This window comes from Gloeocapsopsis sp. IPPAS B-1203, from assembly GCF_002749975.1.
In the GTDB taxonomy this organism is placed as follows: Bacteria; Cyanobacteriota; Cyanobacteriia; order Cyanobacteriales; family Chroococcidiopsidaceae; genus Gloeocapsopsis.
Map to the genome: position 1 here is coordinate 18,017 of NZ_PEIG01000015.1, position 24,873 is coordinate 42,889.

At 42.1% G+C, this 24,873-nt stretch carries 27 protein-coding genes and 1 tRNA gene; 16 read left to right on the forward strand and 12 right to left on the reverse strand.

The features are described 5' to 3' along the window. Positions 1-104: 104 nt before the first annotated feature. From CSQ79_RS28290 to CSQ79_RS21705, 3 genes are all read left to right on the forward strand, one after another. Positions 105-242 (forward strand): hypothetical protein, encoded by a 138-nt coding sequence (locus CSQ79_RS28290; protein ID WP_289501406.1) that lies wholly within the window; start codon positions 105-107, stop codon positions 240-242. A gap of 457 nt (positions 243-699) precedes the next feature. Continuing rightward, a complete protein-coding gene (locus tag CSQ79_RS21700) occupies positions 700-951 on the forward strand; it encodes a hypothetical protein (protein WP_143755490.1) in 252 nt (83 codons plus the stop codon). Between the two features lie 58 nt (positions 952-1,009). Next, entirely contained in the window at positions 1,010-1,210 is a 201-nt protein-coding gene (locus tag CSQ79_RS21705) for a hypothetical protein (RefSeq protein WP_099703219.1), read from the forward strand. 89 nt (positions 1,211-1,299) lie between these two features. Here CSQ79_RS21705 and CSQ79_RS21710 read toward each other — a convergent pair whose 3' ends face one another. Next, positions 1,300-1,998, reverse strand: a complete 699-nt coding sequence (locus tag CSQ79_RS21710) for a PD-(D/E)XK nuclease family protein (protein ID WP_099703220.1) — start codon at positions 1,996-1,998, stop codon at positions 1,300-1,302. 142 nt (positions 1,999-2,140) lie between these two features. Between CSQ79_RS21710 and CSQ79_RS21715 the strand changes: the two genes are divergently transcribed. Both CSQ79_RS21715 and CSQ79_RS21720 read left to right on the forward strand, forming a co-directional pair. Then, complete coding sequence (locus CSQ79_RS21715) at positions 2,141-2,809, forward strand: S-layer homology domain-containing protein (RefSeq protein ID WP_099703221.1); 669 nt, start codon at positions 2,141-2,143, stop codon at positions 2,807-2,809. A gap of 70 nt (positions 2,810-2,879) precedes the next feature. Then, the gene (locus CSQ79_RS21720) at positions 2,880-3,584 is read left to right on the forward strand and encodes a chromophore lyase CpcT/CpeT (protein ID WP_099703222.1); all 705 of its coding nucleotides are present in this window, start codon (positions 2,880-2,882) and stop codon (positions 3,582-3,584) included. 130 nt (positions 3,585-3,714) lie between these two features. Here the strand turns inward: CSQ79_RS21720 and CSQ79_RS21725 are convergent, their stop codons facing one another. After that, a complete protein-coding gene (locus CSQ79_RS21725; protein WP_099703223.1) occupies positions 3,715-5,610 on the reverse strand; it encodes a GTPase family protein in 1,896 nt (631 codons plus the stop codon). A gap of 129 nt (positions 5,611-5,739) precedes the next feature. Further along, positions 5,740-7,074, reverse strand: coding sequence for a cytochrome P450 (locus CSQ79_RS21730; RefSeq protein WP_099703224.1), 1,335 nt, complete (start codon positions 7,072-7,074; stop codon positions 5,740-5,742). Between the two features lie 213 nt (positions 7,075-7,287). On the opposite strand from CSQ79_RS21730, the gene CSQ79_RS28295 reads away from it, so the two are divergent. Together CSQ79_RS28295 and CSQ79_RS21735 are read left to right on the forward strand one after the other, a co-directional pair. After that, positions 7,288-7,422, forward strand: a complete 135-nt coding sequence (locus tag CSQ79_RS28295) for a hypothetical protein (protein WP_289501407.1) — start codon at positions 7,288-7,290, stop codon at positions 7,420-7,422. A gap of 299 nt (positions 7,423-7,721) precedes the next feature. Further along, positions 7,722-7,985, forward strand: a complete 264-nt coding sequence (locus tag CSQ79_RS21735) for a hypothetical protein (protein ID WP_099703225.1) — start codon at positions 7,722-7,724, stop codon at positions 7,983-7,985. Positions 7,986-8,041: 56 nt separating this feature from the next. On the opposite strand, the gene ilvA is transcribed toward CSQ79_RS21735, so the two are convergent. Beyond that, the gene (gene ilvA / locus CSQ79_RS21740; protein WP_099703226.1) at positions 8,042-9,553 is read right to left on the reverse strand and encodes a threonine ammonia-lyase, biosynthetic; all 1,512 of its coding nucleotides are present in this window, start codon (positions 9,551-9,553) and stop codon (positions 8,042-8,044) included. A gap of 57 nt (positions 9,554-9,610) precedes the next feature. Between ilvA and CSQ79_RS21745 the strand changes: the two genes are divergently transcribed. From CSQ79_RS21745 to CSQ79_RS21755, 3 genes are all read left to right on the forward strand, one after another. Continuing rightward, positions 9,611-10,255 carry a Uma2 family endonuclease gene (locus tag CSQ79_RS21745; protein WP_502693953.1) on the forward strand — a complete coding sequence of 215 codons (645 nt, stop codon included), beginning with the start codon at positions 9,611-9,613 and terminating at the stop codon, positions 10,253-10,255. 75 nt (positions 10,256-10,330) lie between these two features. Beyond that, positions 10,331-11,305 (forward strand): aldo/keto reductase, encoded by a 975-nt coding sequence (locus CSQ79_RS21750; protein ID WP_099703227.1) that lies wholly within the window; start codon positions 10,331-10,333, stop codon positions 11,303-11,305. Positions 11,306-11,525: 220 nt separating this feature from the next. After that, positions 11,526-12,386: a hypothetical protein gene (locus CSQ79_RS21755; protein ID WP_099703228.1), complete on the forward strand. Its 861-nt coding sequence runs from the start codon at positions 11,526-11,528 to the stop codon at positions 12,384-12,386. On the opposite strand, the gene CSQ79_RS21760 is transcribed toward CSQ79_RS21755, so the two are convergent. Both CSQ79_RS21760 and CSQ79_RS21765 read right to left on the reverse strand, forming a co-directional pair. Next, on the reverse strand, positions 12,364-13,719 hold the full coding sequence (locus CSQ79_RS21760) for a site-specific DNA-methyltransferase (protein ID WP_099703229.1): 1,356 nt from the start codon (positions 13,717-13,719) through the stop codon (positions 12,364-12,366). The two genes, CSQ79_RS21755 and CSQ79_RS21760, sit on opposite strands and share 23 nt — an antisense overlap. Continuing rightward, positions 13,697-13,951, reverse strand: a complete 255-nt coding sequence (locus CSQ79_RS21765; protein WP_099703230.1) for a helix-turn-helix domain-containing protein — start codon at positions 13,949-13,951, stop codon at positions 13,697-13,699. Before CSQ79_RS21765 ends, CSQ79_RS21760 begins: the two co-directional genes overlap by 23 nt. Positions 13,952-14,203: 252 nt before the next feature. Between CSQ79_RS21765 and CSQ79_RS28300 the strand changes: the two genes are divergently transcribed. Continuing rightward, on the forward strand, positions 14,204-14,359 hold the full coding sequence (locus CSQ79_RS28300) for a hypothetical protein (RefSeq protein ID WP_289501409.1): 156 nt from the start codon (positions 14,204-14,206) through the stop codon (positions 14,357-14,359). Positions 14,360-14,522: 163 nt separating this feature from the next. Beyond that, the gene (locus CSQ79_RS21770) at positions 14,523-15,713 is read left to right on the forward strand and encodes a DUF4336 domain-containing protein (protein WP_099703231.1); all 1,191 of its coding nucleotides are present in this window, start codon (positions 14,523-14,525) and stop codon (positions 15,711-15,713) included. A gap of 46 nt (positions 15,714-15,759) precedes the next feature. Here the strand turns inward: CSQ79_RS21770 and CSQ79_RS21775 are convergent, their stop codons facing one another. From CSQ79_RS21775 to CSQ79_RS21790, 4 genes are all read right to left on the reverse strand, one after another. Continuing rightward, entirely contained in the window at positions 15,760-17,058 is a 1,299-nt protein-coding gene (locus CSQ79_RS21775) for a GTPase family protein (protein WP_099703232.1), read from the reverse strand. Positions 17,059-17,277: 219 nt separating this feature from the next. Then, on the reverse strand, positions 17,278-17,661 hold the full coding sequence (locus CSQ79_RS21780; RefSeq protein ID WP_099703233.1) for a hypothetical protein: 384 nt from the start codon (positions 17,659-17,661) through the stop codon (positions 17,278-17,280). A 4-nt stretch (positions 17,662-17,665) separates the two neighbouring features. Then, the gene (locus tag CSQ79_RS21785; protein ID WP_099703234.1) at positions 17,666-18,382 is read right to left on the reverse strand and encodes a hypothetical protein; all 717 of its coding nucleotides are present in this window, start codon (positions 18,380-18,382) and stop codon (positions 17,666-17,668) included. Positions 18,383-18,526: 144 nt separating this feature from the next. Further along, positions 18,527-18,598 (reverse strand) — tRNA-Thr (locus CSQ79_RS21790). 275 nt (positions 18,599-18,873) lie between these two features. Here CSQ79_RS21790 and argF point away from each other — a divergent pair. From argF to CSQ79_RS21805, 3 genes are all read left to right on the forward strand, one after another. Then, positions 18,874-19,791 carry an ornithine carbamoyltransferase gene (argF, locus tag CSQ79_RS21795; RefSeq protein ID WP_099703235.1) on the forward strand — a complete coding sequence of 306 codons (918 nt, stop codon included), beginning with the start codon at positions 18,874-18,876 and terminating at the stop codon, positions 19,789-19,791. A gap of 158 nt (positions 19,792-19,949) precedes the next feature. Next, on the forward strand, positions 19,950-20,555 hold the full coding sequence (gene lexA / locus CSQ79_RS21800) for a transcriptional repressor LexA (protein WP_099703236.1): 606 nt from the start codon (positions 19,950-19,952) through the stop codon (positions 20,553-20,555). Positions 20,556-20,921: 366 nt separating this feature from the next. Further along, on the forward strand, positions 20,922-22,421 hold the full coding sequence (locus CSQ79_RS21805; protein WP_099703309.1) for a DNA phosphorothioation system restriction enzyme: 1,500 nt from the start codon (positions 20,922-20,924) through the stop codon (positions 22,419-22,421). Between the two features lie 287 nt (positions 22,422-22,708). On the opposite strand, the gene CSQ79_RS21810 is transcribed toward CSQ79_RS21805, so the two are convergent. Together CSQ79_RS21810 and CSQ79_RS21815 are read right to left on the reverse strand one after the other, a co-directional pair. Then, positions 22,709-22,999, reverse strand: a complete 291-nt coding sequence (locus tag CSQ79_RS21810; RefSeq protein ID WP_289501411.1) for a hypothetical protein — start codon at positions 22,997-22,999, stop codon at positions 22,709-22,711. Between the two features lie 88 nt (positions 23,000-23,087). Then, positions 23,088-23,777 carry a CTP synthase C-terminal region-related (seleno)protein gene (locus CSQ79_RS21815; protein WP_099703237.1) on the reverse strand — a complete coding sequence of 230 codons (690 nt, stop codon included), beginning with the start codon at positions 23,775-23,777 and terminating at the stop codon, positions 23,088-23,090. Positions 23,778-23,860: 83 nt separating this feature from the next. Between CSQ79_RS21815 and CSQ79_RS21820 the strand changes: the two genes are divergently transcribed. Further along, positions 23,861-24,763, forward strand: a complete 903-nt coding sequence (locus CSQ79_RS21820; protein ID WP_099703238.1) for a LysR family transcriptional regulator — start codon at positions 23,861-23,863, stop codon at positions 24,761-24,763. The last annotated feature ends 110 nt before the right edge of the window (positions 24,764-24,873 follow it).

Consider the following 24,873-nt stretch of genomic DNA (forward strand, 5'->3'; position numbering starts at 1 on the left):
GATACACGTAAAACCAAGAAATAACAAATACATTCCGTATAAAAGCTTCGATGAATATATAGCATTGTATCCAGAATGCTCTTCCGTGAATCCTGGCAGTGGTTATGAAGTTCCTCCTGCAAAAATTTCTCGATCGCATTCTTGGCTATAATTCGGGCGATGTTGTAGTGATTAATTTTAAAGTACGCTATTTAGATAAAAACGGTTTGCTCAAAATAGGAGAGAAACGCTTTGATAATTAATTGCAAAATTGTGGTAAACCGCGATGATAATTTATTTGGATAAATTATGGTTCAACTAAATATAAATAACATAACAAATCAATATTTATACGGACAATTAACCACTCCAACAAATCTTGCAGATGATAGTTTAATTCGCCCTGAAATGCTACACCAGAACTTGAAGCAGATGAGGTTATTTTTGGTCTAAATTGCTGTCTTAACGCCGATTCGCAAGAATTAAAATTGTCAGTGTACAACTAGATTGGTGTAAGACATGAAAAAAATCTTCATCTCACTTACCAGTATTCTTCTGTCATTGTGTGCAATACTTCTGCCATTCTTTGCACTAAATTATTCAGGTTTTTGTTTTAGAAAATTGAGATATCTCAGTGATAGGGAGCAAATGGAATCTCTTTTTAATATTTGGAATAGATCTGTTTTTGACAATATTGTAATCGATGGAGAATTTAAAGTCTTGGAGCGAAAAAACAGATATACTAGCTTCGATGAGTTTTTAGCTAAACATCCAAACTGCTGTCATATTGATCCAGGTGTTCCCTATGACATGGGTACGCCTTTCTTTATTGATAGAATTACAGGCTACGATTCTGGCACAGTAATTAGTTTTAAGTTCAACGAGGAATATCTAGAGCCAAACGGCAATATTATTACTCAAGAAATTCAAGTTTTAGCTAGACTACAAAACTGCGGAGAATCACGTTGGTAGTTTCACATTACAGACTTGTTTACAACATGTATGCACTAAAAAAACGGAATGATTTCCTATGTCAATCGACTTCAAGGACAACGAGGACAAGCTGGGCTTGTCGGGAGGACTGACGTTTGATCAACTGCGGATTGCTCAAGATATAGGAGCGAATGCCAACAATACTTTGATTCAGTTGAATAGCAGCAATGAGCTATTAGCTATTCTGACTGGTATGCAGGCTAATGTAATTACCAGTAAGGATTTTGTCATAGTTTAACGCAGTGAAGAAGCGATTTGTAATTTACCGCTCAGATCGCCCCAGATCTGCTGAAGCTAGCTTTGAGAATTCAATCTGGGGAGAAAAGACTACCAATCAAACTCCAGCTTTTGTGATTTTCGGTAAGCTTCTACTCGCTCAATCCACTGTTGCCAATAATGTTGAATTTGTGCTGGTTCAAACCAAAAAACTTCGGCTGGTGTGTCTGGAATCGCAACAACTAAGAGTGCATGGTCAAGCTTAATGCCATAATCTTGATAAGAATGATTGACAGCTCCAAGATAAGCAGCAAGTTGTAGGGGATATTCATAAAGTCGCTCAATGGAACCTTTAGGTTTATCGGCAGTTTTCCACTCGCACAGAACAGGAGTATCTTTGTAACTCGCAACGCAATCGACTTTACCAGAGTAGCCTAAGTCGTAGTGAAAAATTGAACCTTCAACTAGACGCACAGTATCGATATCTTGTAATACTGGTTGGATACTTTCCCAGTAAGGAAGACTATTTTGAGAACAAATTGTATCTTTACCTAAAAGATAGCGCTGAATTTGTTTATGTGTCTGCGTACCTCGACGACTCGCACTTCCAGCAATTTTATTGGCTTCCTCTGCACCAACACGCTGTCGCCAATTGAAAAGTCTTTCCCGTTGTTCTTGCGGTTTGGTAGCGTTGAGAATTGTCGTGACACTGGGTAAGCGATCGCCTTTATCATCCACAAAAAATTGCTTTCCTTCTAGCCGAATTGATTTTGCTGAGATTGCAGGTAACAAATCGATATTTGACGGCATTAGTTAAGTGTTAGCAGTAACTTAACTCTATTTGAGCAAGATTTGCGGTGCAGTGGCTATGTTTACGCAACTTTGCCCTAAACTGCATCGTCGTGACTAGTATGAAAACGGAAGTGTTGAGTGAGGGTGGAGTCAATTAGATATGTCCCGAATACATCGGCTTGCTGGTACACTTTGGGTGGCGATGGTCATTCAAAGTACGAGTGCGATCGCGTTTTTCGCAGTACCCGAAGCGAGCGCACAAACACCACCTGCAACAATATCTACTCCTGATGCAATCCAACAGGTCGTTGCTGCGGGGTTGATGAATAATTATGCTGATGGGCAATTTCATCCTGAACGATTTATTAGTCGCGCTGAACTTGCATCAATTTTAGTCAATGCCTTTGCCCTTGATACACGTGCGGCTGCTACACAAGAAAACTTAGTAGAAGTTCAAGATGTTCCTGCTTCGCACTGGGCGTTTAACAATATTCAAACTGTGTTGAAAACTGGTATTATGCGCGGCTATCGGGGAAATATGTTTTTTCCTAATCAAAGGGTAAATCGTGCGGAAGCCTTCGCGATTTTTGCCCAAGCATACGGAGTCTATCAATTTCCTGATGATACCGTTGCCGAGATTCTCACGCCATATCCCGATGCCGCATCCGTTCCCACATGGGCAAGACGCTCTATCGCCACAGCATTAAATGAAGGATTTGTCAATATTGATGCTCAAGGTAATATTAGACCACTACAGCCAGTGACGCGCGGTGATATGGCGTATGCACTCAGCAGATATTTAACAAAACAACAGCAACCAGGAGTATGAGAGATCAGGGGTCAGGTATCTATTAAACTATTGTATGTGTAGTTGTGTGCGATCGCTTTGAGTAACTGCTGTGGGAAGTAAAAAGAGTATTGCAATATTAGTGAGTGCTGCTGTTTTCACTTATGCGAGTCCGATTAACGCTGCGCCTGCAAATCGTCAACCTTCACCTGCACAACAAGTGCAGGAAGTTGTTTCTCACCTTGATGGCGCGATGGATACCTCAGCGCAAGCCCGTGCTAACCCTAATGCACCAGATGTCCGCATCACGAATTGTAAAGTGATAGTCAAAAATGCTGCTGCGATCGCGCGTCCTCATGCAGTATTTATGTATCAAGAACAAGCACTTTCACAACGACTTTCCCAGCCTTATCGTCAGCGTTTTTTGCGAATTGCACCGAGTGTAGATAACAATAGTATCGAGTCAGCTGTTTTTCGACCCCCAACACTCCAAGCTTGGATTGGTTTATGCAATAAACCTGAAGCGCAACGCATCATTAACGTGAAAGATATTGGCACGTCAAACTGTAGTGTCTTTCTGCGTCGTCAACAACAGAATTATATCGGAGAAACATCCGCGTCGGGATGTCCAAGTAATTACAAAGGTGCAGTACGAATCACAAATCGCATCACTTTACACCAAGCAGGTATGGATACTTGGGATCGCGGCTTTGATGCTACTGGTAATCAAGTTTGGGGTGCAGAAAGTGAGGCTTATCAATTTCGTTGGATAGGAGGGAACAGGGGAGCAGAGGAGCAGAGGAGCAATGACTTGTAGTTTTTATTTGGTGAAATGGTATAAGTTCACGTAGGTGAACTTCGTTTTATTTAGCGGCGAATTCATTCGCCAAGCGTCTAGAGGATCTTTGTTTATCTGGCTGCGAATTCATTCGCCAGGCTTTTCATAATCAAGCCTGCTGTAAGTATTTTTCAAACCGCTGTTGCAGTTCTTCAACGCTAAGATTTTCTGTCCAATATTCTACTAAAGCATGACCAAATGCCCAAGCGTTACGCTCTGGTGCTGAGGTATTTTCTAATAAAAGTGACCAAAGCGAGAGAAGATCGAAGTTACGCTTATTACCAGGCTTCAAAAGCGAGAAAAGCTCATACGCCATTTGTAGCTTACCAATCACAACAGGCAACTGTTCTACAGGAATTTGCTCGGCTAAGATATAGGCAAGCGTGGAAGAACCTGTGGAAACTGTAGAGATGAATTGTAAAACAGGACTTTTGAGGAGTGCGGCGAGTCCTTGGGTAGTTGTCATCTGGAAAGTGTAATGGTCAATAATTTTAGCAGCAGCAACTGTGCGGGCTTCTAAGTTACGCAAAAATCGTGCAAGTCGCAGTTGCTTTGCAGGAGAAATCGCCTCGACTAAGGCTAAGGATAGTGCATCGATTCCCCACGCTGTTCGACCTGTATTAAGACCGCCAGTAACCACAGGTAAAACAAGATCGCATTCACTGAGTAATTGAGCGCGATATGCAGTTGCTTCGCGAATGGCAATTTCTTTCGGGCGCTCGCCCCATTCCCAATCATACGGAGGTTCCCACTCACGGATTGGACGCAGACGATCGACTTGGGTAACAACCGCGATCGCAGGTAAATCTGCAACTTCGGTTTTGATATCTTGCAGAAAGTCTACATCCATTTGCAACGCCGGATCGAGTGCTGGGGTAACGATGAGAAGTAAATCTGCATTCGTAGCATAATCAAGGACAAGTTCGCGCAAATCATCACGGTTCGCTTGTTCGTAGCCTGGTGTATCCCACAGCATTAGTTCTCCAGTATCAGATTGCCAATGATAGTTTTGAATGCGATCCGTACTCGGTAACACATCCACTTCTGCTAACTCAGCTTGAAATAAGGTGTTAATTAAGCTGCTTTTTCCTGCACCAGTGCGCCCAGCAAGTAAGATACTGACAGGCTTTTGCTTAACTTCCTCGACAGGTTCAGCTTTCTCTAAGATTTCGCGCAGTGTTTGCGTTTGTGCTTTGGGGAGTGTTGGTGTTGTAGGGGAAAACGTGCTAGGTAGCGTAGTACCGCTGTAAAGTGCGATCGCTTGCTTACATAAGTTGCGTAAAGCAGCTTCGCGGAGTAATTGACTTAAATTAACTAATAATTGCTGCGTTGCTTGGTTACTCGAACGTTGAGTTGCTTGTTTAGCGACTGCTACTGCTGGGTTTAACAACCACTGCGCCCAGTTCCAAGCTTGCCAAACTTTTCGCGCTGATGGTTCGAGTTTTTGATACACTTCATAGGCTTGATATGCTTGCCCTACGGTAACTTGATTGAGTGCGGGGGATAACTTTTGCATCCACCGATCCATATCATCGACAGTTCCCCGAATCAATCCGTAAGCTTGAGGAATATAGATATTGAGTAAAGGGTACTTTACTTCGGGATGATAAATATGGGCAACAGCAACGACAAGATTCTGACAGCGTTGCCAAAAAATTTGCCAATCTTCCCAAATCGGGCGATCGCTTTGTGCTTTTTTCAAAGTTTCTTGTAGTGCAGTTTCTACTCGAGTTGCGGTATCACTTTTGATTGGTAGCATCTCATCGCTTGCAGATGCTAATTCCTGGCTAACTTCAGTGACAACTGCTTCGACCTGCGCCACGGCTAGGCGAGTCCACTTCACCAGCAACCAACGCCAACCAACGAATACAAGAATGAATACACCCCAAATCCAATTCACTCGCCACTCATGAATTTGCCAACCTGCTGCGAACAGTAAGAAACCGATAATTGCTGCAATTGGAGTTGCCAATATAACCCATTGCCACACTTTAAGTCGCACCATATCTTACGCCTGCCTCGATCAGAGTCTGATTGTTGATCTCATCATGCTTACTACTAGCAGTTACTGCAAGATTCGCAATCATGGCTTACTAAGGATAGTATCAAGCTCATCTGCAGCCAAATCAAATAACTACCGCTTTTTGAGCAACATCTTCATCCCGTATCGTGGGCGGAGTGTGAGCGATGGTTGCAGCACAACTGGATGATTTGGTTGTAGCGTCAAGCGAAACTTTGAGGCGAGTGTTGCCAAAAGCAAAACGGCTTCCATCATGGCGAAAGCCTTGCCAATGCATATGTGTTGACCACCACCAAAGGGGAAGTAGGCAAAGTGAGGCAACTTCTTGATCTGATTGTCTGCCCAACGCTCGGGGTAAAAAACTTCTGGCTGTTCAAAGAATCTAGAATCTCGGTGGACATTCCACTGGCATATAAATACAGTTGTACCAGCTTTCACTTCATACCCGCCAAGAACACAGTCATGTTTTGCGACTCGGCTCATTCCCCACACAGGTGGATACAGTCGCATGGCTTCCAGCACAATTTGCTCTGTGTAGCGCAACTGACGTAGATCGGCAACTGTTGGTGTGCGATCGCCCAGAACGGTTTGCAGTTCCTCGTGCAATTTCGCTTCTACTTGAGAATGCTGTGCTAAAAGAAACCATGTCCATGTCATGGCGTTGGCAGTTGTTTCGTGTCCTGCTAGAAACAAGGTCATTGCCTCATCTCGCACTTGCTGATTCGTCATTCCAGTGCCATCACCTTCGTCTCGCACTTGCAGCAGAATTGAAAGTAAGTCTCCTGTATCATCGCTGCTAGCTCTTCGCTGGTCGATAATGTGGTACACAATTTCATCTAGTTGTTGAATAGCTTTTTGGTAGCGTAAGTTACTAGGAGTAGGCATCCAGGTGGGTAGCAGATACTGATTGCTAAGTTTGGCATTAAAATCCATAACTGCATTTAAGGCAGCCTGCACCCCTGAAATTTCACCAGCAATATCGATGTTAAATAGTGCCTTAGACACAATCTGTGAAGTCAGCGACATCATATCCTGGTGAAGATCGCGGATAGAACCATCTTGCCAAGAGTCAAGTAATCGGTTGGCATAGGCAACCATCACCTGAGCGTAGTTTGCAATTCGCTCTTGGTGGAAAGCTGGTTGAACCAGACGACGCTGACGCTGCCAGAAGTCACCTTCACTGGTAAGCAAGCCGTTACCTACAACACGCAGTCCGCGTCGGTACACACTACTTTTGACAAAGTTCTGGTGCTGGGTAACTAATACTTCCTCAATCAAGTTAGGATGATTAAGCATAATGGCTGGAACCAAACCGAACTGCCAGCCAATAATGTCACCATACTTATGAGCGCACTGGCTACAGAAGTTAAGTGGATCTCGATTAACTTCTGGTATATTACCAATGAGGAAATGACCCTTAGGTCCAGGGGGAAAATTTGCAGTGGTCATAATAAATTTAGGATAAAAAGCTAAATTTTAAGTAAAGCAACAGTTGGTGAATACAACCTATGCAGCTAATAAATAATCCCTATTCCAGTTTCTTGTGCTAGATACTATCTCTATTTTCTCATAGCTGCACACAGAGAGTGGAACCCAAGCAAGATAATATTTACTGAGTCAAGTAAATTGTTGATGTGCTTATGGGGCATAAAGTTTTCCCCCATGCAGGACAGTAATGTCATTAACTTCAGACAAGACGAGGGAACTTTTCATCAATCTTTAGAGGTAAATGGCGATCGCATCCTCAGCAGTAAACTTCTGACAAGGGGCAAATATCAAGCATTAAGTATTTTATGAATAATTTTTACAAAAACTTATACCTTTATTGAAAAGGGTTACTTGAGTTTGTTGCTAATAGTTAGAAGCTCAAATTTATAGATTTTGATTTTGTAACAGAATTTGAGTTTTTGTCTATCAATATTAAGGAATCAATGTGTCACTAACGCCTAGAAGATGAATTCCATAGCACAAAAATTGCCGTTTTAAATTTTGCAACTGAGCCAACCAATTAATAAGTCAAAATTCGTAATCTGTCATGTGCAGTAGTCAGTATAGACCTTATAAGGCACTCATCAGTATAAATCAGGAGTTTTAAAATGACAGTTATCACAGCCACACATACGTTCACCAGCAGTAACTTTGAAACCATTGAAACAGCATTTAACATTCCTCGCCGGAGAATTTGTGTTTTCCCAAAAGTGCCACTGCGCGTGAGAACCGCATTTTTTACTACTACCAACTCGATGAGTGGTTGCATTAACTATGGTGGAACAGCCTCAATTGCCGTCCAGCGGGTTCAAGCTAAGGGTTTTCCAGGTCAAACGATCCAGATTGAGCAAAGTCTTCCCGTTGGCAGCTAATATTAGGTTATACTTACCTAGATTCTTGGGTATAGGGTACATTGACAAAGTTGACGTTATCCCAAAAATAACTTATAAGCTGGATTCTGACTTTCATCCCAATATCGATAGCCCAAAGTATCGAGAAATGCTTGCCACTGTTTCATCTCGTGGGGTGGTACTTGCATTCCGACAACAATTCTCCCGTAGTCTGCACCGTTGTTGCGGTAGTGAAATAAACTGATATTCCAATCAGGACTCATTGAACCAACAAACTTCATTAACGCGCCAGGGCGTTCGGGAAATTCAAAGCGGTAGAGTAACTCATTGTGCGCTAGTGGAGAATGTCCGCCAACCATGTGTCGTAAGTGCAATTTTGTCAGTTCGTCATCGGTTAAATCAATCGTCTTAAAGCCACATCCTTCAAATGTTTCGACCAACTTAACCTGATCCGCACGATTTTGAATTTGCACTCCTACAAAAATATGCGCTTCTTTTTCATCTGCAATGCGATAGTTAAACTCGGTTAAGTTGCGCTTACCGATACATTCACAAAACTTGCGTAAACTACCCTGTTGTTCGGGAATAGCAACTGCATAGATAGCTTCGCGGCGTTCGCCTAGTTCTGCACGTTCGGCAACAAACCTGAGACGATCAAAGTTCATATTTGCACCGCAAGCAACCGCAACAAGTGTTTGTTCTTGGATTTGTTCGCGTTCGACATAAGCTTTGGCAGCAGCGATCGCTAATGCTCCTGCAGGTTCTAAAATTGAGCGTGTATCTTCAAATACATCTTTGATTGCGGCACAGGTAGCATCCGTATCAACCAGCATAATTTCATCAACATACTGCTGACACAAGTGAAACGTTTCTTCACCAACTTCGCGCACCGCAACACCATCTGCAAATAAACCAACTTGCGACAATCGCACGCGTTTTCCTGCTTTGAGTGACTGAGACATCGCATCGGCATCAACAGGTTCAACACCAATTATCTTAATTTCTGGACGCAACCTCTTCACATACGCTGCAATTCCCGAAATCAATCCGCCACCACCAATCGCGACAAAAATAGCATGAATTGGTTGTTGATGTTGCCGCAGAATTTCCATCCCAATGGTTCCCTGTCCTGCAATCACCTCTGGATCGTCAAACGGATGGATAAAAGTCAAGCCTTTTTCAGCTTCCATCTGACGCGCATACGCATAAGCATCATCGTAGGTATCACCGTGTAAAACTACCTCTCCACCACGCGATCGCACTGCGTCAACTTTAACTTGAGGTGTTGTTACTGGCATCACAATAAATGCCTGTGTTCCTAACTGACGCGCCGCTAAAGCAACACCTTGGGCGTGATTTCCCGCCGAAGCCGCAATGACACCCTGTGATAGCATCTCTGGGGGCAGATTTACCATTTTATTATAAGCACCCCGCAGCTTGAAGGAAAACACCGATTGCATATCTTCGCGCTTGAGGAAAATTTTATTATTCAGCCGTGCGGATAGATTTGCAGCATAATCAAGCGGTGTTTCTTGCGCGACATCGTACACGCGGGCAGTCAAGATTTGTACTAAATAGTCGCACAGCATGGGATGAGTCTATTTAAGTGCCGAATAAGAGATAATTTTACTTTACTGCGAGATAGGATGAGGAAGAAAGTGCGATCGTGTGTGGCAATGATTCAAACCTTACCAGAACGCATGAGCTTTGCAGAATTTGTCGAGTGGTATCCAGACAACGGCAGACGCTATGAGCTACATAATGGAATTGTTATCGAAATGCAACCTACTGGTTCCCACGAACTAATTGCGGGTTTTCTTGCCGAAGAACTAACATTAGCAATTCGCACCGCCAAACTCCCTTACACGATTCCTCGTACTTGCTTAATAAAACCGCGTTTTCCTGATTCGGGATATCAACCCGATATTGTGATACTTAATCGTACAGTTCTTACAGAAGAACCTCTTTGGGAGAAAGCGTCAACGATTCAATACGGTAAAACAGTTCCATTGGTCATTGAAGTTGTCAGTACAAACTGGCAAGATGATTATGCGCACAAGCTAGTGGAATATGAAGCGATGGCTATTCCTGAATACTGGATCGTCGATTTTCGGGCTTTGGGAGCAGTGCGTTATATCGGTAAACCAAAGCAACCTACAATTACGGTGTGTCAATTGGTTGAAGGTGAATATCAGATGCAGCGCTTTATTTCCGGTCAACGCTTGGATTCTAACATTTTTCCAGAACTCGATTTAACTACTAATACAATTTTTCAAGCCGCACAAATGTAGAAGAGTTGTAGGCGATCGCTTTGGGCGCTACGCGCAATCGCTTGTACGATAAATAAAAGCTACCAGTCACAAACTATGCATCAACAACTCATCCTCCCCACAATGGGCTGTGGTACTTGGGCGTGGGGTAATCGCTTGCTTTGGGGCTACGACGAAAGCATGGATAGTCAATTGCAAGCTGTTTTTAACCTCTGCGTGAGTCATGGTGTCACATTGTTTGATACAGGTGATTCTTATGGAACTGGGCGCTTAAACGGGCGCAGCGAATCGTTGTTGGGACGTTTTGCTAGGGAGTATAACGGTGCGGGTAAAGAAGACATCTGCATTGCAACTAAACTAGCAGCGTATCCTTGGCGATTAACACGTCAGTCAATGGTGAAAGCTGGCAAATCTTCTGCCCAACGCTTGAGGCGAAACGTCGATTTGGTACAGATGCACTGGTCTACAGCTAATTATGCGCCTTGGCAAGAAGGTGCGCTTTTAGATGGTCTTGCAGAACTCTACGAACAGGAATTAGTTAAAGGCGTAGGATTATCTAATTATGGACCAAAACGACTGCAATGGGTGCATAAAAGATTTAGTGAGCAAGGAGTACCAATCGCAACTCTACAAGTTCAATACTCATTGCTATCTACCTATCCTGTGACGCAGTTGAGATTAAAAGATGTTTGTGATGAACTGGGAATAAAACTAATTGCCTACAGCCCACTTGCACTAGGTATACTCACAGGAAAATACTCCGAAAAAGGTTCTTTCCCAAAAGGTATTCGCGGACTATTGTTTCGACAGTTATTACCAGGAACTCAACCACTTTTATCATGTCTGCGCGAGATAGCGCAATCAAGAAACAAAACAATGTCGCAGGTAGCACTTAATTGGTGTATCTGCAAAGGAACTATCCCGATTCCTGGTGCCAAATCAGTAGAACAGGCAAAAGAAAATATTGGTGCTTTAGGTTGGAAATTGGATGCTAACGAGATTGCAGAATTAGATCGAGCAGCCGCAAGCGTTGATAAAAAAATGGTGCAAAACATCTTTCAGACTAAGTAAGTAAATACAAATATTTTTTAAATCACTTTTTAAAACGGTTTTTTATAAACTACTTTTATTTAGATGATTCAGCGTGTTAACACAGAAGGTTCTGCATAGGCATCCAAATCTGATAAATATACAAAAATATATGACTAACACCTGAGTAGCAAGAAAATTAAGAAAATTTCTGTTCTATGGGCAAAACAGCAGTGACAGCTATTTATTAAGGAGATGTTCCTTGATCTCATTTAGTGACTACAAAAGCAAAGCTTCTCAATACATTACTTTCATCGACTCAGAATTTTACCCAGACTACCTTGATGAAGCAAGAACTATTTACAGTAGTGTTATAGAACAGTTTGCAGAGTTAGCTAGTATGGCTAGTAGTGCTAGTGACTTGCTTACAAGCATTGCAGAGAAACCAAACCCGTCTCGAACTCAGTTGTTACGAGTTTTTCGTAAGTATGTATCACCGGACACCTCTGTTGAAATGTTAAAGGTCAAGAAGAAAATTCCATCCATCATTGAGAACTATGGACATAGATTTAGAACCATAGAGGAAGTTAGAGTAAATTTAGCAAGCCGTCCAAACCCTGATGAAGCACTCATGGCTATTCTTATGGAGTATAAAAGCCGTGGACAAAAAGGATACGAACTAACGGAAGCGTTCTTTTTGTGGTTCGAGTCAAATTTTGATTCAGAGTATTTGATTCAAGGTCCAGTACGTGCTGGAAGAGATGTAATGCTTGATGAAGTGTTAAAGGATTGGGATGCAAAAACACCAGCAGACATTCTTATTTCTCGTCAGGATAAAACGCCATTGGTTGTAGGCTTTGCCCGTTACGATTCAGATCGAGGAGGAGCGCAAGAGGATGATCGTACAGGCGGAAACAGAGATAAAGTGACTGACATTCTCAGATATGCTGATACATATAAGTTACCTCTAAAAGTATTTTTTCTAAATGACGGTCCAGGACTTACGCTCGGTTCTATGTGGAATGACTACGCTGCGCTAGAAAACTACGGTAGGGGAAGAGTGATGGTGTGTACTCTCAAAATGCTGGAGGAAAGATTCACTAGAGATTGGCTTGAAAGTTAAGTTTACTATACCACTCCTTAACTAAAGCTTCTGAAATGCTTTGAAGATCTGACGAAAACTCGAAATATACATCAAGTCCGGTGCGTAACACTCTACTAGTGTTCAACAAGGATTCCTGTTTTATCTTAGTTCCATTACTATTAACAAAGTCGCCCATCGCCTCAGTACCTGAGCTTAGGCGATGAACTGTTGTTTCTATCGCAAGTGAGGAATTATCTATCGCTATCCATTGCCTTTTTAGTTCTTCCGCAACTGCCACTGTTGTACCACTGCCAGAAAAAGCATCTAGTACTAGATCGCCCGTATTAGAAGAGGCAAGAATAATACGCCTAAGTATTTCTGAGTTCTTTTCAGTGGGATAGCCTGTAATCTTAATATTTTGATTATGGGCATCCTTAAAATCAAGCCAAATATCTTGAACTGGAATTCCTTTACTGTTATCAAGATACACTTTTCGTCTAGGATTACCTGTTGGCGACCAATAAATTTCACCTCTTGCATCCATTTCATCTAAAGTTTCTGGTGTATATTGCCAATGCTTACCAGGAGGTGGAAGCATTCCTTTCCACCGTTGTCCTGTAGCACCATTCCTTGTTCCTGGAGCATGAATAGGAACTTTTTTATAACGTCTTCCAGTTCCTTCTTCTACATATTGATATTCTTTTTTAGCTGTATCATCTGTCCAGGCTTCAAATGCTTGGTTCCATACATAGTTTTCACTTTTGGTATAGAACAAGATATAGTCTGAAATATTTCCGTACTGCTTGCGAGTATAATTCTTAGGGTTACATTTCTTTCTTGCGATCCAATTTCGGAAATTCTTAGAGCCGAAAATTTCGTCCATCAGAACTTTGACAGGAAAAGCCATATTGTCATCTAGATGGACATAAATAGAGCCATCATTAGCTAGTAGTTCTCTGAGCAAAATTAACCGTTGGCGGAGAAACTCTAGGTAGTCAGCCCCATTAATCAAATCATGATACGCGTGACTCTGCTTTCTAGATTCAAAGCCAGAACCTGTAGCATATGGTGGATCAATATATATAAGCCTAACTTTTCCTGCAACATTAACATCATCCAATAAGGCTTTAAGAACCCTTAAGTTTTCGCCATAAATCAATCGATTTCTAGGCTGCTTTTCTACAAAGATGCTACGGTGAGGTTCTCTCAGCGCTTTATCATCTGTACGAATAACGCAATTCAACTGCGCTGGAGCAATATTAAAAATTTCTTCAACTGCTACCTTCCCTTCATACTCTAATCTGAAGGGCATTCTATTGCCATTCCTCGAAGTACCATTACGTTTAAGTTTACTTGGTATCCCTGTAGCCATCTAACGATTGTTCCTGATGATCTTGATTTTGACTTTCGAGAAATTCATTGAGATCCTGCCTACGAACTCTCAAAATTTTTGGTCCCACTTTTGTAGCTTTCAGCCGATTAGATGAGATCCATCGTTGCACTGTTCTCTGATGCACTCGAAGGATCTCTGCTATTTCGTTAGTGGTTAAAAACTGTTCGTTTTCCCCACGATGCTCTCCTTGCTCTTGTCGCTTTTGTCGCATAAGTCGCTTTTGATGTATCTTACCTTTAAGATGTTTGCGTCGCAACTATCGCTTTTGTCGCCTTACAATAAGGATACTTCAGTTGTACTACACCACCCTCATATCCATTGCATTTAAGCAATTGTTTTGCCTTGGACGGTTGACAACTGCTGATGATCATTTTCGGATTATCTACCGCTGCTCAACGTAGCTGTTAGATAGATCAGTTTTCTGCCCATATACCCGATTAGGTGACTGAGGCAGATAAACTACATGCAGTCACGTACGCAGCATGGAGGCAGGTTCATCCCAGGTGAACCTCTGAAGATGTTCTTCGATTCTGGGTTCCTAACCAACTCGGCGATCGCGCGACAATGGTTTATCAGTGGAAATAGTGGTTTCGTGGATGCAAGGAGCGAATATAACTGAACATTCACCTTACCCATCGCATCTCTCTGATACTTGAGGTAGCTGACATTAAGCTTTTAGTATTGCAGTTAACATAGTATTCTAGGAGATCTCCTAGAATGGCGATTGCACAACATCCACCAATGTTGATTTACAGGAGAAACCTGGAATAGCTAGAACAACGATGAACGCGCAGGAAACACTAGAAAAATCTCATCGCAACGACTTCGCCTGGTGGTTCTGGTTCGTTGTGCCACTGTATCCGTTTAGCAAGCGGCGGACGATTCGCAAAGAGGTAGTTAAAGATACTGTTTGGACTTTTGACCAAGTTCAAGGAATTTTCTACGTTGTCGTGCCAATTCGCATGACTGTTGTGAAGCTCAATCAAGGCTTGTTAATCTATGCACCTGTTGCACCTACTCCAGAGTGTATCCGGCTTGTCAATGAATTAGTTGCCGAACACGGCGATGTCAAGTATATTATCTTACCAACAATCTCTGGGATTGAACACAAAGTTTTTGTCGGTCCGTTTGCTCGCCGCTTTCCCAATGCTCAAGTGTTTGTTGCGCCGAATCAGTGGAGTTTTCCGCTGAATTTACCGCTCAGTTGGCTGGGGTTTCCACGCGATCGCACGCACGTACTACCCCAAGATAGCAGCCAAGTGCCTTTTGCCGATGAGTGCGACTATGCTATCCTCGGTGCAATTGAACTTGGACCTGGGCGATTTTCTGAAGTTGCCTTCTTCCACAAAAAATCGCAGACATTACTTGTGACTGACTCGGTAGTTTCTGTACCCGAAGAACCACCCGCGATTGTTCAACTTGATCCTTATCCGCTACTCTTCCACGCTAAAGATAGTGCCACAGACGCGATCGCAGACACCCAAAGCAATCGCCGTAAGGGATGGCAACGTACTGCACTATTTGCTTTGTACTTTCGTCCTAGCGTCCTTGATGTTGTTAACTGGGGTGAGGTACTGCGTAATGCCTTTAAAGCACCAGATCGTTCGCGCAAAAATTATTTTGGGCTTTTTCCGTTTAAATGGACACACAATTGGCAACCATCATTCGAGGCGCTATGCGGAAATGGTCGTTTATTTGTTGCACCAATTCTGCAAACTCTGATTCTCAACCGCGCACCCAAAGAAACTATCAACTGGGCGAATAAAGTAGCAAGTTGGAATTTTGAGTGGATTATTCCTTGTCATTTTGATGCACCGATTAAAGCGCGATCGCAGCAGTTTAGACAAGCATTTGACTTTTTAGAACAACACAATACATTTCCATTACCCAAAGAAGATTTTCAACTCCTGAAAGATATTGATGCAGGTTTATCTAAGTTTGGTATTGTACCACCACCCCTAGACAAGAGTTAGAGCCAATTACCCATTACCAATTACCTATTACCTAACCTCCAATAAATTAAGACTGAATCCCCTTAAACCGCGCTTTTGCCAATTGAAATGCTTCTTGCATCACAGCTTGAATTTTCTGCGGATCGGGTTTTTTACCGCCCATCAAGTCACCGAAGTAAACACACGCAGCTTCTCCTAGTGACCAAGTATAAGCCGCAGCCCAAGAAGCCGCGATCGCACTGCCAAAACCAGGGATAAATTTCACGATCTCGCGCCCAATCGCTTGCGCTAAAAAACCACCCGCGATCGCACTAACGACACCTCCCGCTTGCGATCGCGATAATGTCTGTCCATACAACTTTCCGAGTAGCCCTACCATTGATACTTGCAATGCTGTTAATACGGGCATTGTGGCAAAAGGTAATGGAACGGCGGCAAGTGTCGCTGCCATAATTGAGAATGGTAAGATGTAGCGCCGTCCAACATCGCGGTAAAGGTTGCCAATTTTTTCGCCAACTTCCTGATCTAATAGCTGATGAATTGCACGGGCTTCGGCTTCAGGAAGTAAGTCGGCAAGAGTATCTCGTAAAGCTTCTAAGCCATAAAATACCGGAGTATAGCCATCTTCTTCAAGAGTAAAGTCGATCATCACGGAGCGATCGCACAATCCACTAAACGTTTCTTGCATTGCTGCAAAAGCGCGATTTACGTCGGTGTAGTTGGGTGGATAAGTTGGATGATCTTCAATTCCTGGAGGATAAACCTCGTGCAAGCACGTTACGGCTAGTAAACAAGGAATCGCCGGATATTTCTGCCGCAGTTGTGTGGCAATTTGTCGTAGTGTATCAGTAGCAAAATCATTGATTTTGACTGTGAGAATCAAAACTCTCGCGCGGTTACTTTCTTGCTGTAATCCAATTAATTCCTCAACTATGATTTGAGTATTTTGATTGACATCTCCTAGCCCAACGGTATCGGTAAAAATCAGTAACGGTAGATCGCTTGCAGGATAAGCATAGCGTTCAGTATGTTGCGTATGCGGGCGAAATCCTTGACCGATAATTTCTGCTGAGACTCCGGTAAGTCCCCGTACAATTGAACTTTTTCCTGCTTGGGGTTTACCGATTAGCAGTGCTTCTGTTGTTGGTAATTCAGCACGGACTGTCGCTAAAATTTCTGCGATTTGCTCGTCACTAATACTAAACCATTTCGTTACGGTTTGTGCAGGATCGATAGGTAATGCTTGCCAAAAACGCGATGTTGTGCTATGCCAAAGATTGGCAATTTGGTTTTTCCAATCATTCACCACTGATTCATCGCTTTGAGAATCTGCGGGTGGTAATTCGGGATCGCGTTGTTCAGTCATTTGTATTGCAACAGCAAATATAAGAATAAATCTTGTGCGGCTGTTACCTTAATTTTAATTTATTGGACTGAGCGAATGAATTCACTAGCTAAATAAAATCGAAGTTTATGCAGGTGAACTTATTCATACTCGATGGGCGACATACCTTCTTATCCTCTAGTGTGCGCAGGTACACTGTGTTTGAATAGCCCCGACTTTAGTCGGAAGGCGTCTGTAATTTTAGTTCCAATCGGCTTGCTGTGATTGTCTAGCTTCATATTTTAAGCGATCGCCTTCTTCGTAAATTTCATTAGCTAGGGCTTCTAAATCGTCAGCGATTGACATCATTGCTTGTTTCTTTTGCTTGAGAATCGCTAACTCGTTGTCATGGTCTTTTGCAACTCGATCAATTTCTGCAAATAATTCTTTGTATTCATCAGGTGGATTCTCTAACCAACTGGTAAATTCTTTTTGATGTTGCTGTACAATCTCTATTGTTTGTTCCCAAGAGGATTTACGGCGCATATCTAGCGATTTAAGAGCCTCATATTTTGTCTTGAGTTGCTTGATTGTACTAACTGCGGCAATCTCATAGACTGTGACTTTGAGTTTTTGCAGGTTCATATTTTTATCCGATTGTGGGTTCTGCTGCTAGGCTTTTTAATTTGCGGAGAAATTGCTCATTTATTGCGCGTAGTTCCTGATTTTCTTGTGTTAAGGTGAGAATTTGGCGTTTTTGTTCTGCAATTAAAGCTCTCGCTTCATCGCGTTCCCTTTTGTAGCGTTGCGTATGGGCGACTCTTCCCCCTAGACTTTGGTTATTCTTAGCAAGTTCGCGTCTGCGCTTTTCAACTGCATCGTACTGCTTCTTGAGTTGCTCTAATTCTTTGTTTAATTCTTCTGCTGCTTTGTTGCTTTCAATCTCAACTCGTAGCGCCTCATTCTTGGCTGACAACGAAGTTATGCGTGTTTCAAGCTGTTGCAATTCCTGATCTTTGCCGAAAAGCTTTTCTTGCAGTACTTTGATAAGACGTAATAGCTGAGATTTCTGTTGATGTATTTCTTTGTAAGCGTCTTCAATCTCATTAGCGCGATCGCGTAGACAACTAGCCCGATGTTGAAGAACTTTTGCGGTACATTCATATTTAATAATCGCAATAATGCGGCTGCGTTCTGGTTCTGTTACTTGTTGAACCTCTGGGCTTTGCCACAGCGTGTCATAGTTAGTACATTCATGACGCAGTTTGTACGTTGGTATTTGTTGGGCAATTGCCTCAATTTTTTCGTAGTTTTTTAACTGAACCCTGTCGTGCCAATAATCGAATAATGCTTTATTATCTAACATAAAACTACTTTTCAGCTTAGCTGTTGCCTTTAATGCCACAGTACAGAAAAGCTATGTAGAAGAGTGTTATCTTGAGTCGGCTTCAAGAAATCTTTATCGAAATATACAGATTTCCTCTGATATTTTTCATATTTCAGTTTTAAAAGCTGGTGACAAGATTTGAACTTGCGACCGGCTGATTACAAATCAGCTGCTCTACCACTGAGCTACACCAGCACAATAAATAAATATAGCAAAAATGTAGTCATTAGATCAAGGCTTTTGTTCAAGCGAAGTAGGGAGGCTGAGTTAGACATCACACCTGCTGAGGCGGTAATCGGTCATAGGTAATGGGAAGTTACTCAATATTCTTACCAATTACCAATTACCTGTTACCTGTTACCAACTTTTTAATATTGTTACAAAACGACTACCTATGTACTGGGCTAAGTGAAAAAAATCTGGTACGGTTTATCTTTATCAGGTAAACGCAGGTAACATCCAGGATTGGCATGGCAGCATTCACAGGACGCGATTTATTAAGCTTGGCTGACTTAGACGCAGATGAAGTGAAACAGTTATTGCAACTCGCAGCAGAGTTAAAAGCGGGAAAGCAACTGCACTGTAATAAAGTCCTGGGACTACTGTTTTACAAAGCTTCCACACGCACACGGGTGAGTTTCTCCGTCGCGATGTATCAACTTGGCGGACAAGTCATTGATTTGAATCCTGATGTGACTCAAGTGAGTCGCGGCGAACCTGTAGAAGATACAGCGCGAGTTTTGGATCGCTATTTAGATATTTTGGCAATTCGTACGTTTGAACAGCAGCAACTGGAAACTTTTGCACACTACGCTAAAATTCCGGTAATTAATGCGTTAAGTGACTTGGAGCATCCTTGTCAAATATTAGCTGATTTGTTGACCGTTCAAGAGTGTTTTGGTAATTTAGCAGGATTAACACTCACTTACGTCGGCGATGGCAATAATGTAGCACACTCGCTGATGTTGGGTTGTGCATTGGTGGGAATGAATGTCCGCGTTGCAACACCTGCGGAATTTGTACCAGATGCTAAAGTTGTAGAGCAAGCAAAAGCGATCGCCCAAAATAAATCTGAAGTGACTGTCACTCAAGATCCTGAAGCTGCTGCCAAAGGTGCTAGCGTACTTTATACAGATGTATGGGCAAGTATGGGGCAAGAATCACAAGCAAATTCAAGAATTCCTGTATTTCAGCCGTATCAAATTAACGAACAGCTACTGAGTCTTGCTGATTCTGACGCAATTGTTCTACACTGCCTACCAGCGCATCGCGGTGAAGAGATTACAGATGGTGTGATGGAAGGTTCTCAATCGCGAGTGTGGGATCAAGCAGAAAATCGACTTCATGCCCAAAAAGCACTACTCGCAAGTTTGCTAGGAGTCGAATAAGTAGTAAACTCTCAATTACCAATTACCAATTACCAAGAGCATAATTTTCTCAACTTTTCAAAGAAAAATTACTTTATCAGTAGTTTCTTTTGCTATTCGGGGCAATAATGTAGTACGAATGTTCTTATAGATATTTATATTTTAGCTCCCGAACCATGATGGAACCCCTCACCGAAGCTCAACAACAATTGTATGACTGGCTAAGTGAATATATTCGCCAACACCAGCATTCGCCATCGATTCGTCAGATGATGCAGGCGATGAATTTGAAGTCACCTGCACCGATTCAAAGTCGTTTAGAACATCTCCGCATCAAAGGATACATCGAATGGACAGAAGGTAAAGCAAGAACAATTCGGATACTCAACCGCGTGCAACAAAGTGTCCCTGTTTTGGGTGCGATCGCTGCGGGTGGTTTACTCGAACCATTTACTGACACTGTGGAACAGTTGGATTTTTCTAACTTATTTTTACCACCACACACGTATGCTTTGCGCGTTGTCGGTGACAGTATGATTGAAGATTTGATTACAGAGGGTGACTTGGCAATTATGCGCCCAGTCTCCGAACCAGAAAAACTCCGCAATGGTACGATTGTTGCTGCACGAGTAGATGGATATGGTACAACTTTAAAACGATTCTACCGTCGCGGCGATCGCGTAACTCTCAAACCAGCAAATGCTAAATATAACCCGATTGAAGTTGTGGCAACGCAAGTACAAGTGCAAGGTATGCTTGTTGGTGTTTGGCGTGACTATAACTAATAGCGATTAGCAATTAGCTTTTAGCTGTTAGCTAAATCCACAACAACGTCGAAGTTTAAATAAAAAATGCGGCGGATGATTTCACAGGCTATTAGCATTCGAGTCGCTAATAGCTTTGTGCTTTCAACGCTTAAAAGTATTATATAATACTTTTAATCTAAGTAATTTCCGAGAAAATAGCAGATTGTAGATTAAATTGCTATTGTGAATTGCTGGACGAAGTAACAACGATGAATGATGTTGATTAGTTGAGAAGTTAAAGTTGCCGCAAGTTTGGGGTTTTTAAGTTAGATGTACCTACAACAATATCCGGTTAAACAAACACAGACGAAGCAATATCACTCTCAACGCGAAGCCTTCGGCGGTATGCTCTTCGACCATGCTACGCAAACGCGTAGTGACCATCGCACTAAACTTCGCTTAGTTGTTGCAGAAAATAAAGACAACTATCAAGTTGATTTATCTGTTGTAAATAAGATACCACCAGGTTGTCCGCAAATACCACCGTTTATACAGTTACGTCACTACCAACGTCAAGCCGTGTCAAGTTGGTTTGCTAATAACGGTAGAGGGACACTGAAAATGGCAACAGGTAGCGGTAAGACAATTACAGCACTCTGCATTGCTGCTGAACTGTATCAAAAAATTGGGTTACAAGTATTACTAGTTGTGTGTCCGTACCAGCATTTAGTGACTCAGTGGGCAAGAGAATGTGAAAAATTTAATCTACAACCGATTTTAGCTTTTGAGAATTTACACAAGTGGCACTCTGCACTATCAACTCAGTTATATAACGTGCGATCGCTTAATCAAAGGTTTCTCACGGTAATTACGACAAACTCGACTTTAATAGGGGATGGATTTCAATCGCAACTCAAGTACTTTCCTGAAAAAACGTTGATTGTGGGAGATGAAGCGCATAACTTAGGCGCACCCCGATTAGATGAATGTTTACCGCGCCGTGTAGGTTTACGGTTAGCACTTTCAGCAACACCTGAAAGATATTTTGATGAGGAAGGAACGCAGTCTTTGTTTGATTATTTTGGCAAAGTTCTGCAACCTGAGTTTACTTTAAAAGATGCAATCGCCCAAGGTGCTTTAGTACATTATCTCTACTATCCAATTTTAGTAGAATTAACCGAATCAGAAAGCTTAGCTTATGCTAAATTAACGAAAAGAATAGGTAGAGCATTGTTATTTCAACAACGCGATAATATTGCCCTAGAAAACTTAGAGAACGAAGATTTAACACCGTTACTTATGCAACGTGCTAGGTTAATCGGTGCAGCAGAAAACAAATTAAATGCTTTACGCGATTTGATGGCTACTCGTCGCGAAACAACTCATACTCTTTTTTATTGCAGTGACAGCGCACAGAATCAGAATATTGCGCAGCGTTCTTCGCTCGATCAACTCAACGCTGTTGCCAAACTTTTAGGATTAGAACTGGGTTTTCGAGTCAGTACTTACACCGCCCAAACACCTTTACAAGAACGCGAAAACTTACGCCGTCAATTTGAAACAGGTGAGTTACAAGGTTTAGTCGCAATTCGTTGTTTAGATGAAGGTGTCGATATTCCGGCTATTCAAACAGCAGTGATTTTAGCAAGTTCAGGAAATCCTCGGCAATTTATTCAGCGCCGCGGTAGAGTCTTGCGCCCACATCCAGGTAAAGAACGCGCCACGATATTTGACATGATTGTTTTACCACCAAAGTTAGATCGAGAAGCTTTAGAAGTTGAGCGCAATTTGCTACGCAAAGAATTACGGCGGTTTGTCGAATTTGCAGATTTGGCTGATAATTCTGGTGAAGCAAGGATGCAATTATTCAGCTTACAAAAAAGATATAATTTATTGGATTTTTAAAAAGTGACTAAGCCTATTTAAGGCGATCGCTCTCTACCAATCTTCAATCACTGTACCGATAATCTTATGCTAATTGACCCCGAATACTAATAGACAACTAGAAGCGGCATAATGGTAAGCAGCAGGCAACTTTGAATTACTGATAACCTCTCCACTGTCCGCACAAAGACATTGTTAGTCTGCCAATTACTATAGCCCCAAGGTATGTTTCAATGCCACATCAATGTTTTGTGTTGGTAGTGAGCCGATAACACGATAAAGAGTTAGGGAAGAGTACCAGAACAACATCACCTCGCTTCAAGGTTAGCTTTGGCATCATCGTAGTTGTCATAAATACTCATTTCGGGACTATCCCAATCATCCGAGAAGGGAGCAAGATTTGCTTTTAGCACTTTAGCATGCTCTCTATCGATGCCCTGAGATTCTAAATCAATCTCGTTTGAGCCGACAAAGGTAACAATTACCCTAGTTCCTTCAGGTATATTACTGGGATCTTCTGTGATTTCTACACAACCATTGTGGTAAATGCCTTCAACACTTACTAATATTTTTACCTCCCTAAAACTCAAACTTAACAAAATTCTAATTTGGACAAGAACTTACTTTTGACTTCCCTAATACTGCGTTGCAAAGAATGGAACTAAGATTTTGGAAAAGAGGTAAAAGTTAGCTTACCTTAAGGGCTGCTTTTAAAAACGCTGTCACAACTGGATGAGGAGTTTGAGAAGTTGAACGGGCTTGAGGAACAAACAGCGTTCCCATAAAAAAGGGATGATCGCAAAGCTCAATGACTCGTACTTCACCTTCACTGTCTGAACCTGTTACCCTTAATGATTGACTCTTCAAGTAAGCCACATAATCTGGATTGACGCCAAAATTGCAATAGTATTGTTCAACGGCTGTTAAAGAATTATAAATTGTTGCAATTTGAGATCCTTCTACAAAGGCTAACTTCATTTCTCGTCCTGCTAGCGAACAATCGAGTTGCGAAATAAAAAGATGCGAGGCGTAAGGATCGTTTTCCTGGCTTTGAGCCTCCTGAAAGCCAAGAACATGGCGTGCATACTCAAGCACCATATGCTGGAATCCTCCACAGGTTCCTAAACAGGGGATTTTGTTCTCGCGAGCATAGCAAATTGCCCAAAGCATCTTATCCATATTTTTATACGGACTACCAGGCGCAATCCAAATCCCAGCATAAGTGTCAAATAGTGAACTGTTAATGTCTTGGGTTGAAATCCAATGTGCCTCAATTTCAGATGCTAGCAATGAACGGGAATGAGCGATCGCCCTCTTTGTTGCAATATGTGGCTCAAACGTGGGTGTATATTCTCCAAGTATTGCAATACAAGTCACTGCTTACAGCTCCTAATTCTGTAGTTTAGTCCAGCTTAGTTGCCATATAATCATGAGTCAAATTGATTTGTTACATAAATCGCATGAAACGAATTCATATTACTCTGGCACAGATTCAAGCATTTGTAATGGTTGCAGAAGCTAAGAGTTTTACCATCGCAAGTGAACACTTAGGAATGACTCAATCAGCGGTAAGCCATGCGGTTGCGGCTTTAGAAAAAGAACTTCAGGTTTCTCTGTTAGAGCGCGATCGCAATGGTATTTTTATAACTGAAATCGGGCAACGAGTCTTGCTCTACGCTCAGGATATGCTAACCAATGCAGAACGCATTCGCCAGGAAACATCAGCAGCAGTGGGGTTGGCAACTGGAAAAGTTCGCTTAGGTAGTTTTCCCAGCGTCTCTGCTCGTTTTCTTCCAGGACTTTTACGTCAATTTCGACAACGTTACCCTGGTATTGAAGTAGTTTTGTTTGAAGGAACTGATGATGAAGTAAGAGAGTGGATTCATACTCGTGCAGTAGATGTTGGTGTTGTTGTCTTACCTGCTGACGGGTTAGAGACAGTATCTATTGCTCAAGATGAGTTTTTAGCAGTAGTTGCACGCAACCATCAACTTGCAGAACAACACCAGATTCATATCCGTCAACTTTCACATGAACCATTTATTATGTCGAAAGCAGGCTGTCAACCTCTGATTACAGCTATGTTTCGCCAAGCAAAAATAACTCCTAAAACTCAGTTTGAAGTTATCGATTTGCGGACAATTTTTGCGATGGTTCAAGAGGGAATGGGCGTGACTATTGTACCTGAGATGGCTCTCCCAACTGATTCTTCCGGTCTTCATATAATGTCTCTTAAACCCAAACATTTTAGGCATCTTGCTTTTGCTGTTCCATCACTAGAAACAGCTACACCTGCGGTTGTAGAGTTTTTGAACGAGGCAAAGGTTTGGATGCAATCTTTAAGCAGCGACGTTGCGACCTAACTTGATACCAATTAATGCAGGTAGTGACTTTTGATATTTGTTTTTCGAGATGAAAGATGTAAATTGTTGTGCTAGTTTCTCTGGAGTATTTTGACAAGATAGGGTATACT

Excerpts from the sequence above, each read along its gene's own strand:
- CSQ79_RS21725 (WP_099703223.1), bottom strand. The coding sequence starts at position 5,610 with ATGGTGCGACTTAAAGTGTGGCAATGGGTTATATTGGCAACTCCAATT.
- lexA (WP_099703236.1), top strand. The coding sequence starts at position 19,950 with ATGGAACCCCTCACCGAAGCTCAACAACAATTGTATGACTGGCTAAGT.
- CSQ79_RS21705 (WP_099703219.1), top strand. The coding sequence starts at position 1,010 with ATGTCAATCGACTTCAAGGACAACGAGGACAAGCTGGGCTTGTCGGGA.
- CSQ79_RS21710 (WP_099703220.1), bottom strand. The coding sequence starts at position 1,998 with ATGCCGTCAAATATCGATTTGTTACCTGCAATCTCAGCAAAATCAATT.
- CSQ79_RS21780 (WP_099703233.1), bottom strand. The coding sequence starts at position 17,661 with ATGAACCTGCAAAAACTCAAAGTCACAGTCTATGAGATTGCCGCAGTT.
- ilvA (WP_099703226.1), bottom strand. The coding sequence starts at position 9,553 with ATGCTGTGCGACTATTTAGTACAAATCTTGACTGCCCGCGTGTACGAT.
- CSQ79_RS21750 (WP_099703227.1), top strand. The coding sequence starts at position 10,331 with ATGCATCAACAACTCATCCTCCCCACAATGGGCTGTGGTACTTGGGCG.
- CSQ79_RS21745 (WP_502693953.1), top strand. The coding sequence starts at position 9,611 with ATGAGGAAGAAAGTGCGATCGTGTGTGGCAATGATTCAAACCTTACCA.
- CSQ79_RS21730 (WP_099703224.1), bottom strand. The coding sequence starts at position 7,074 with ATGACCACTGCAAATTTTCCCCCTGGACCTAAGGGTCATTTCCTCATT.
- CSQ79_RS21765 (WP_099703230.1), bottom strand. The coding sequence starts at position 13,951 with ATGCGACAAAAGCGACAAGAGCAAGGAGAGCATCGTGGGGAAAACGAA.
- CSQ79_RS21760 (WP_099703229.1), bottom strand. The coding sequence starts at position 13,719 with ATGGCTACAGGGATACCAAGTAAACTTAAACGTAATGGTACTTCGAGG.
- CSQ79_RS21805 (WP_099703309.1), top strand. The coding sequence starts at position 20,922 with ATGCTCTTCGACCATGCTACGCAAACGCGTAGTGACCATCGCACTAAA.
- CSQ79_RS28290 (WP_289501406.1), top strand. The coding sequence starts at position 105 with ATGAAGTTCCTCCTGCAAAAATTTCTCGATCGCATTCTTGGCTATAAT.
- CSQ79_RS21735 (WP_099703225.1), top strand. The coding sequence starts at position 7,722 with ATGACAGTTATCACAGCCACACATACGTTCACCAGCAGTAACTTTGAA.
- CSQ79_RS21770 (WP_099703231.1), top strand. The coding sequence starts at position 14,523 with ATGAACGCGCAGGAAACACTAGAAAAATCTCATCGCAACGACTTCGCC.
- CSQ79_RS21820 (WP_099703238.1), top strand. The coding sequence starts at position 23,861 with ATGAAACGAATTCATATTACTCTGGCACAGATTCAAGCATTTGTAATG.
- CSQ79_RS28295 (WP_289501407.1), top strand. The coding sequence starts at position 7,288 with ATGCAGGACAGTAATGTCATTAACTTCAGACAAGACGAGGGAACTTTT.
- CSQ79_RS28300 (WP_289501409.1), top strand. The coding sequence starts at position 14,204 with ATGCAGTCACGTACGCAGCATGGAGGCAGGTTCATCCCAGGTGAACCT.
- CSQ79_RS21775 (WP_099703232.1), bottom strand. The coding sequence starts at position 17,058 with ATGACTGAACAACGCGATCCCGAATTACCACCCGCAGATTCTCAAAGC.
- CSQ79_RS21715 (WP_099703221.1), top strand. The coding sequence starts at position 2,141 with ATGTCCCGAATACATCGGCTTGCTGGTACACTTTGGGTGGCGATGGTC.
- argF (WP_099703235.1), top strand. The coding sequence starts at position 18,874 with ATGGCAGCATTCACAGGACGCGATTTATTAAGCTTGGCTGACTTAGAC.
- CSQ79_RS21785 (WP_099703234.1), bottom strand. The coding sequence starts at position 18,382 with ATGTTAGATAATAAAGCATTATTCGATTATTGGCACGACAGGGTTCAG.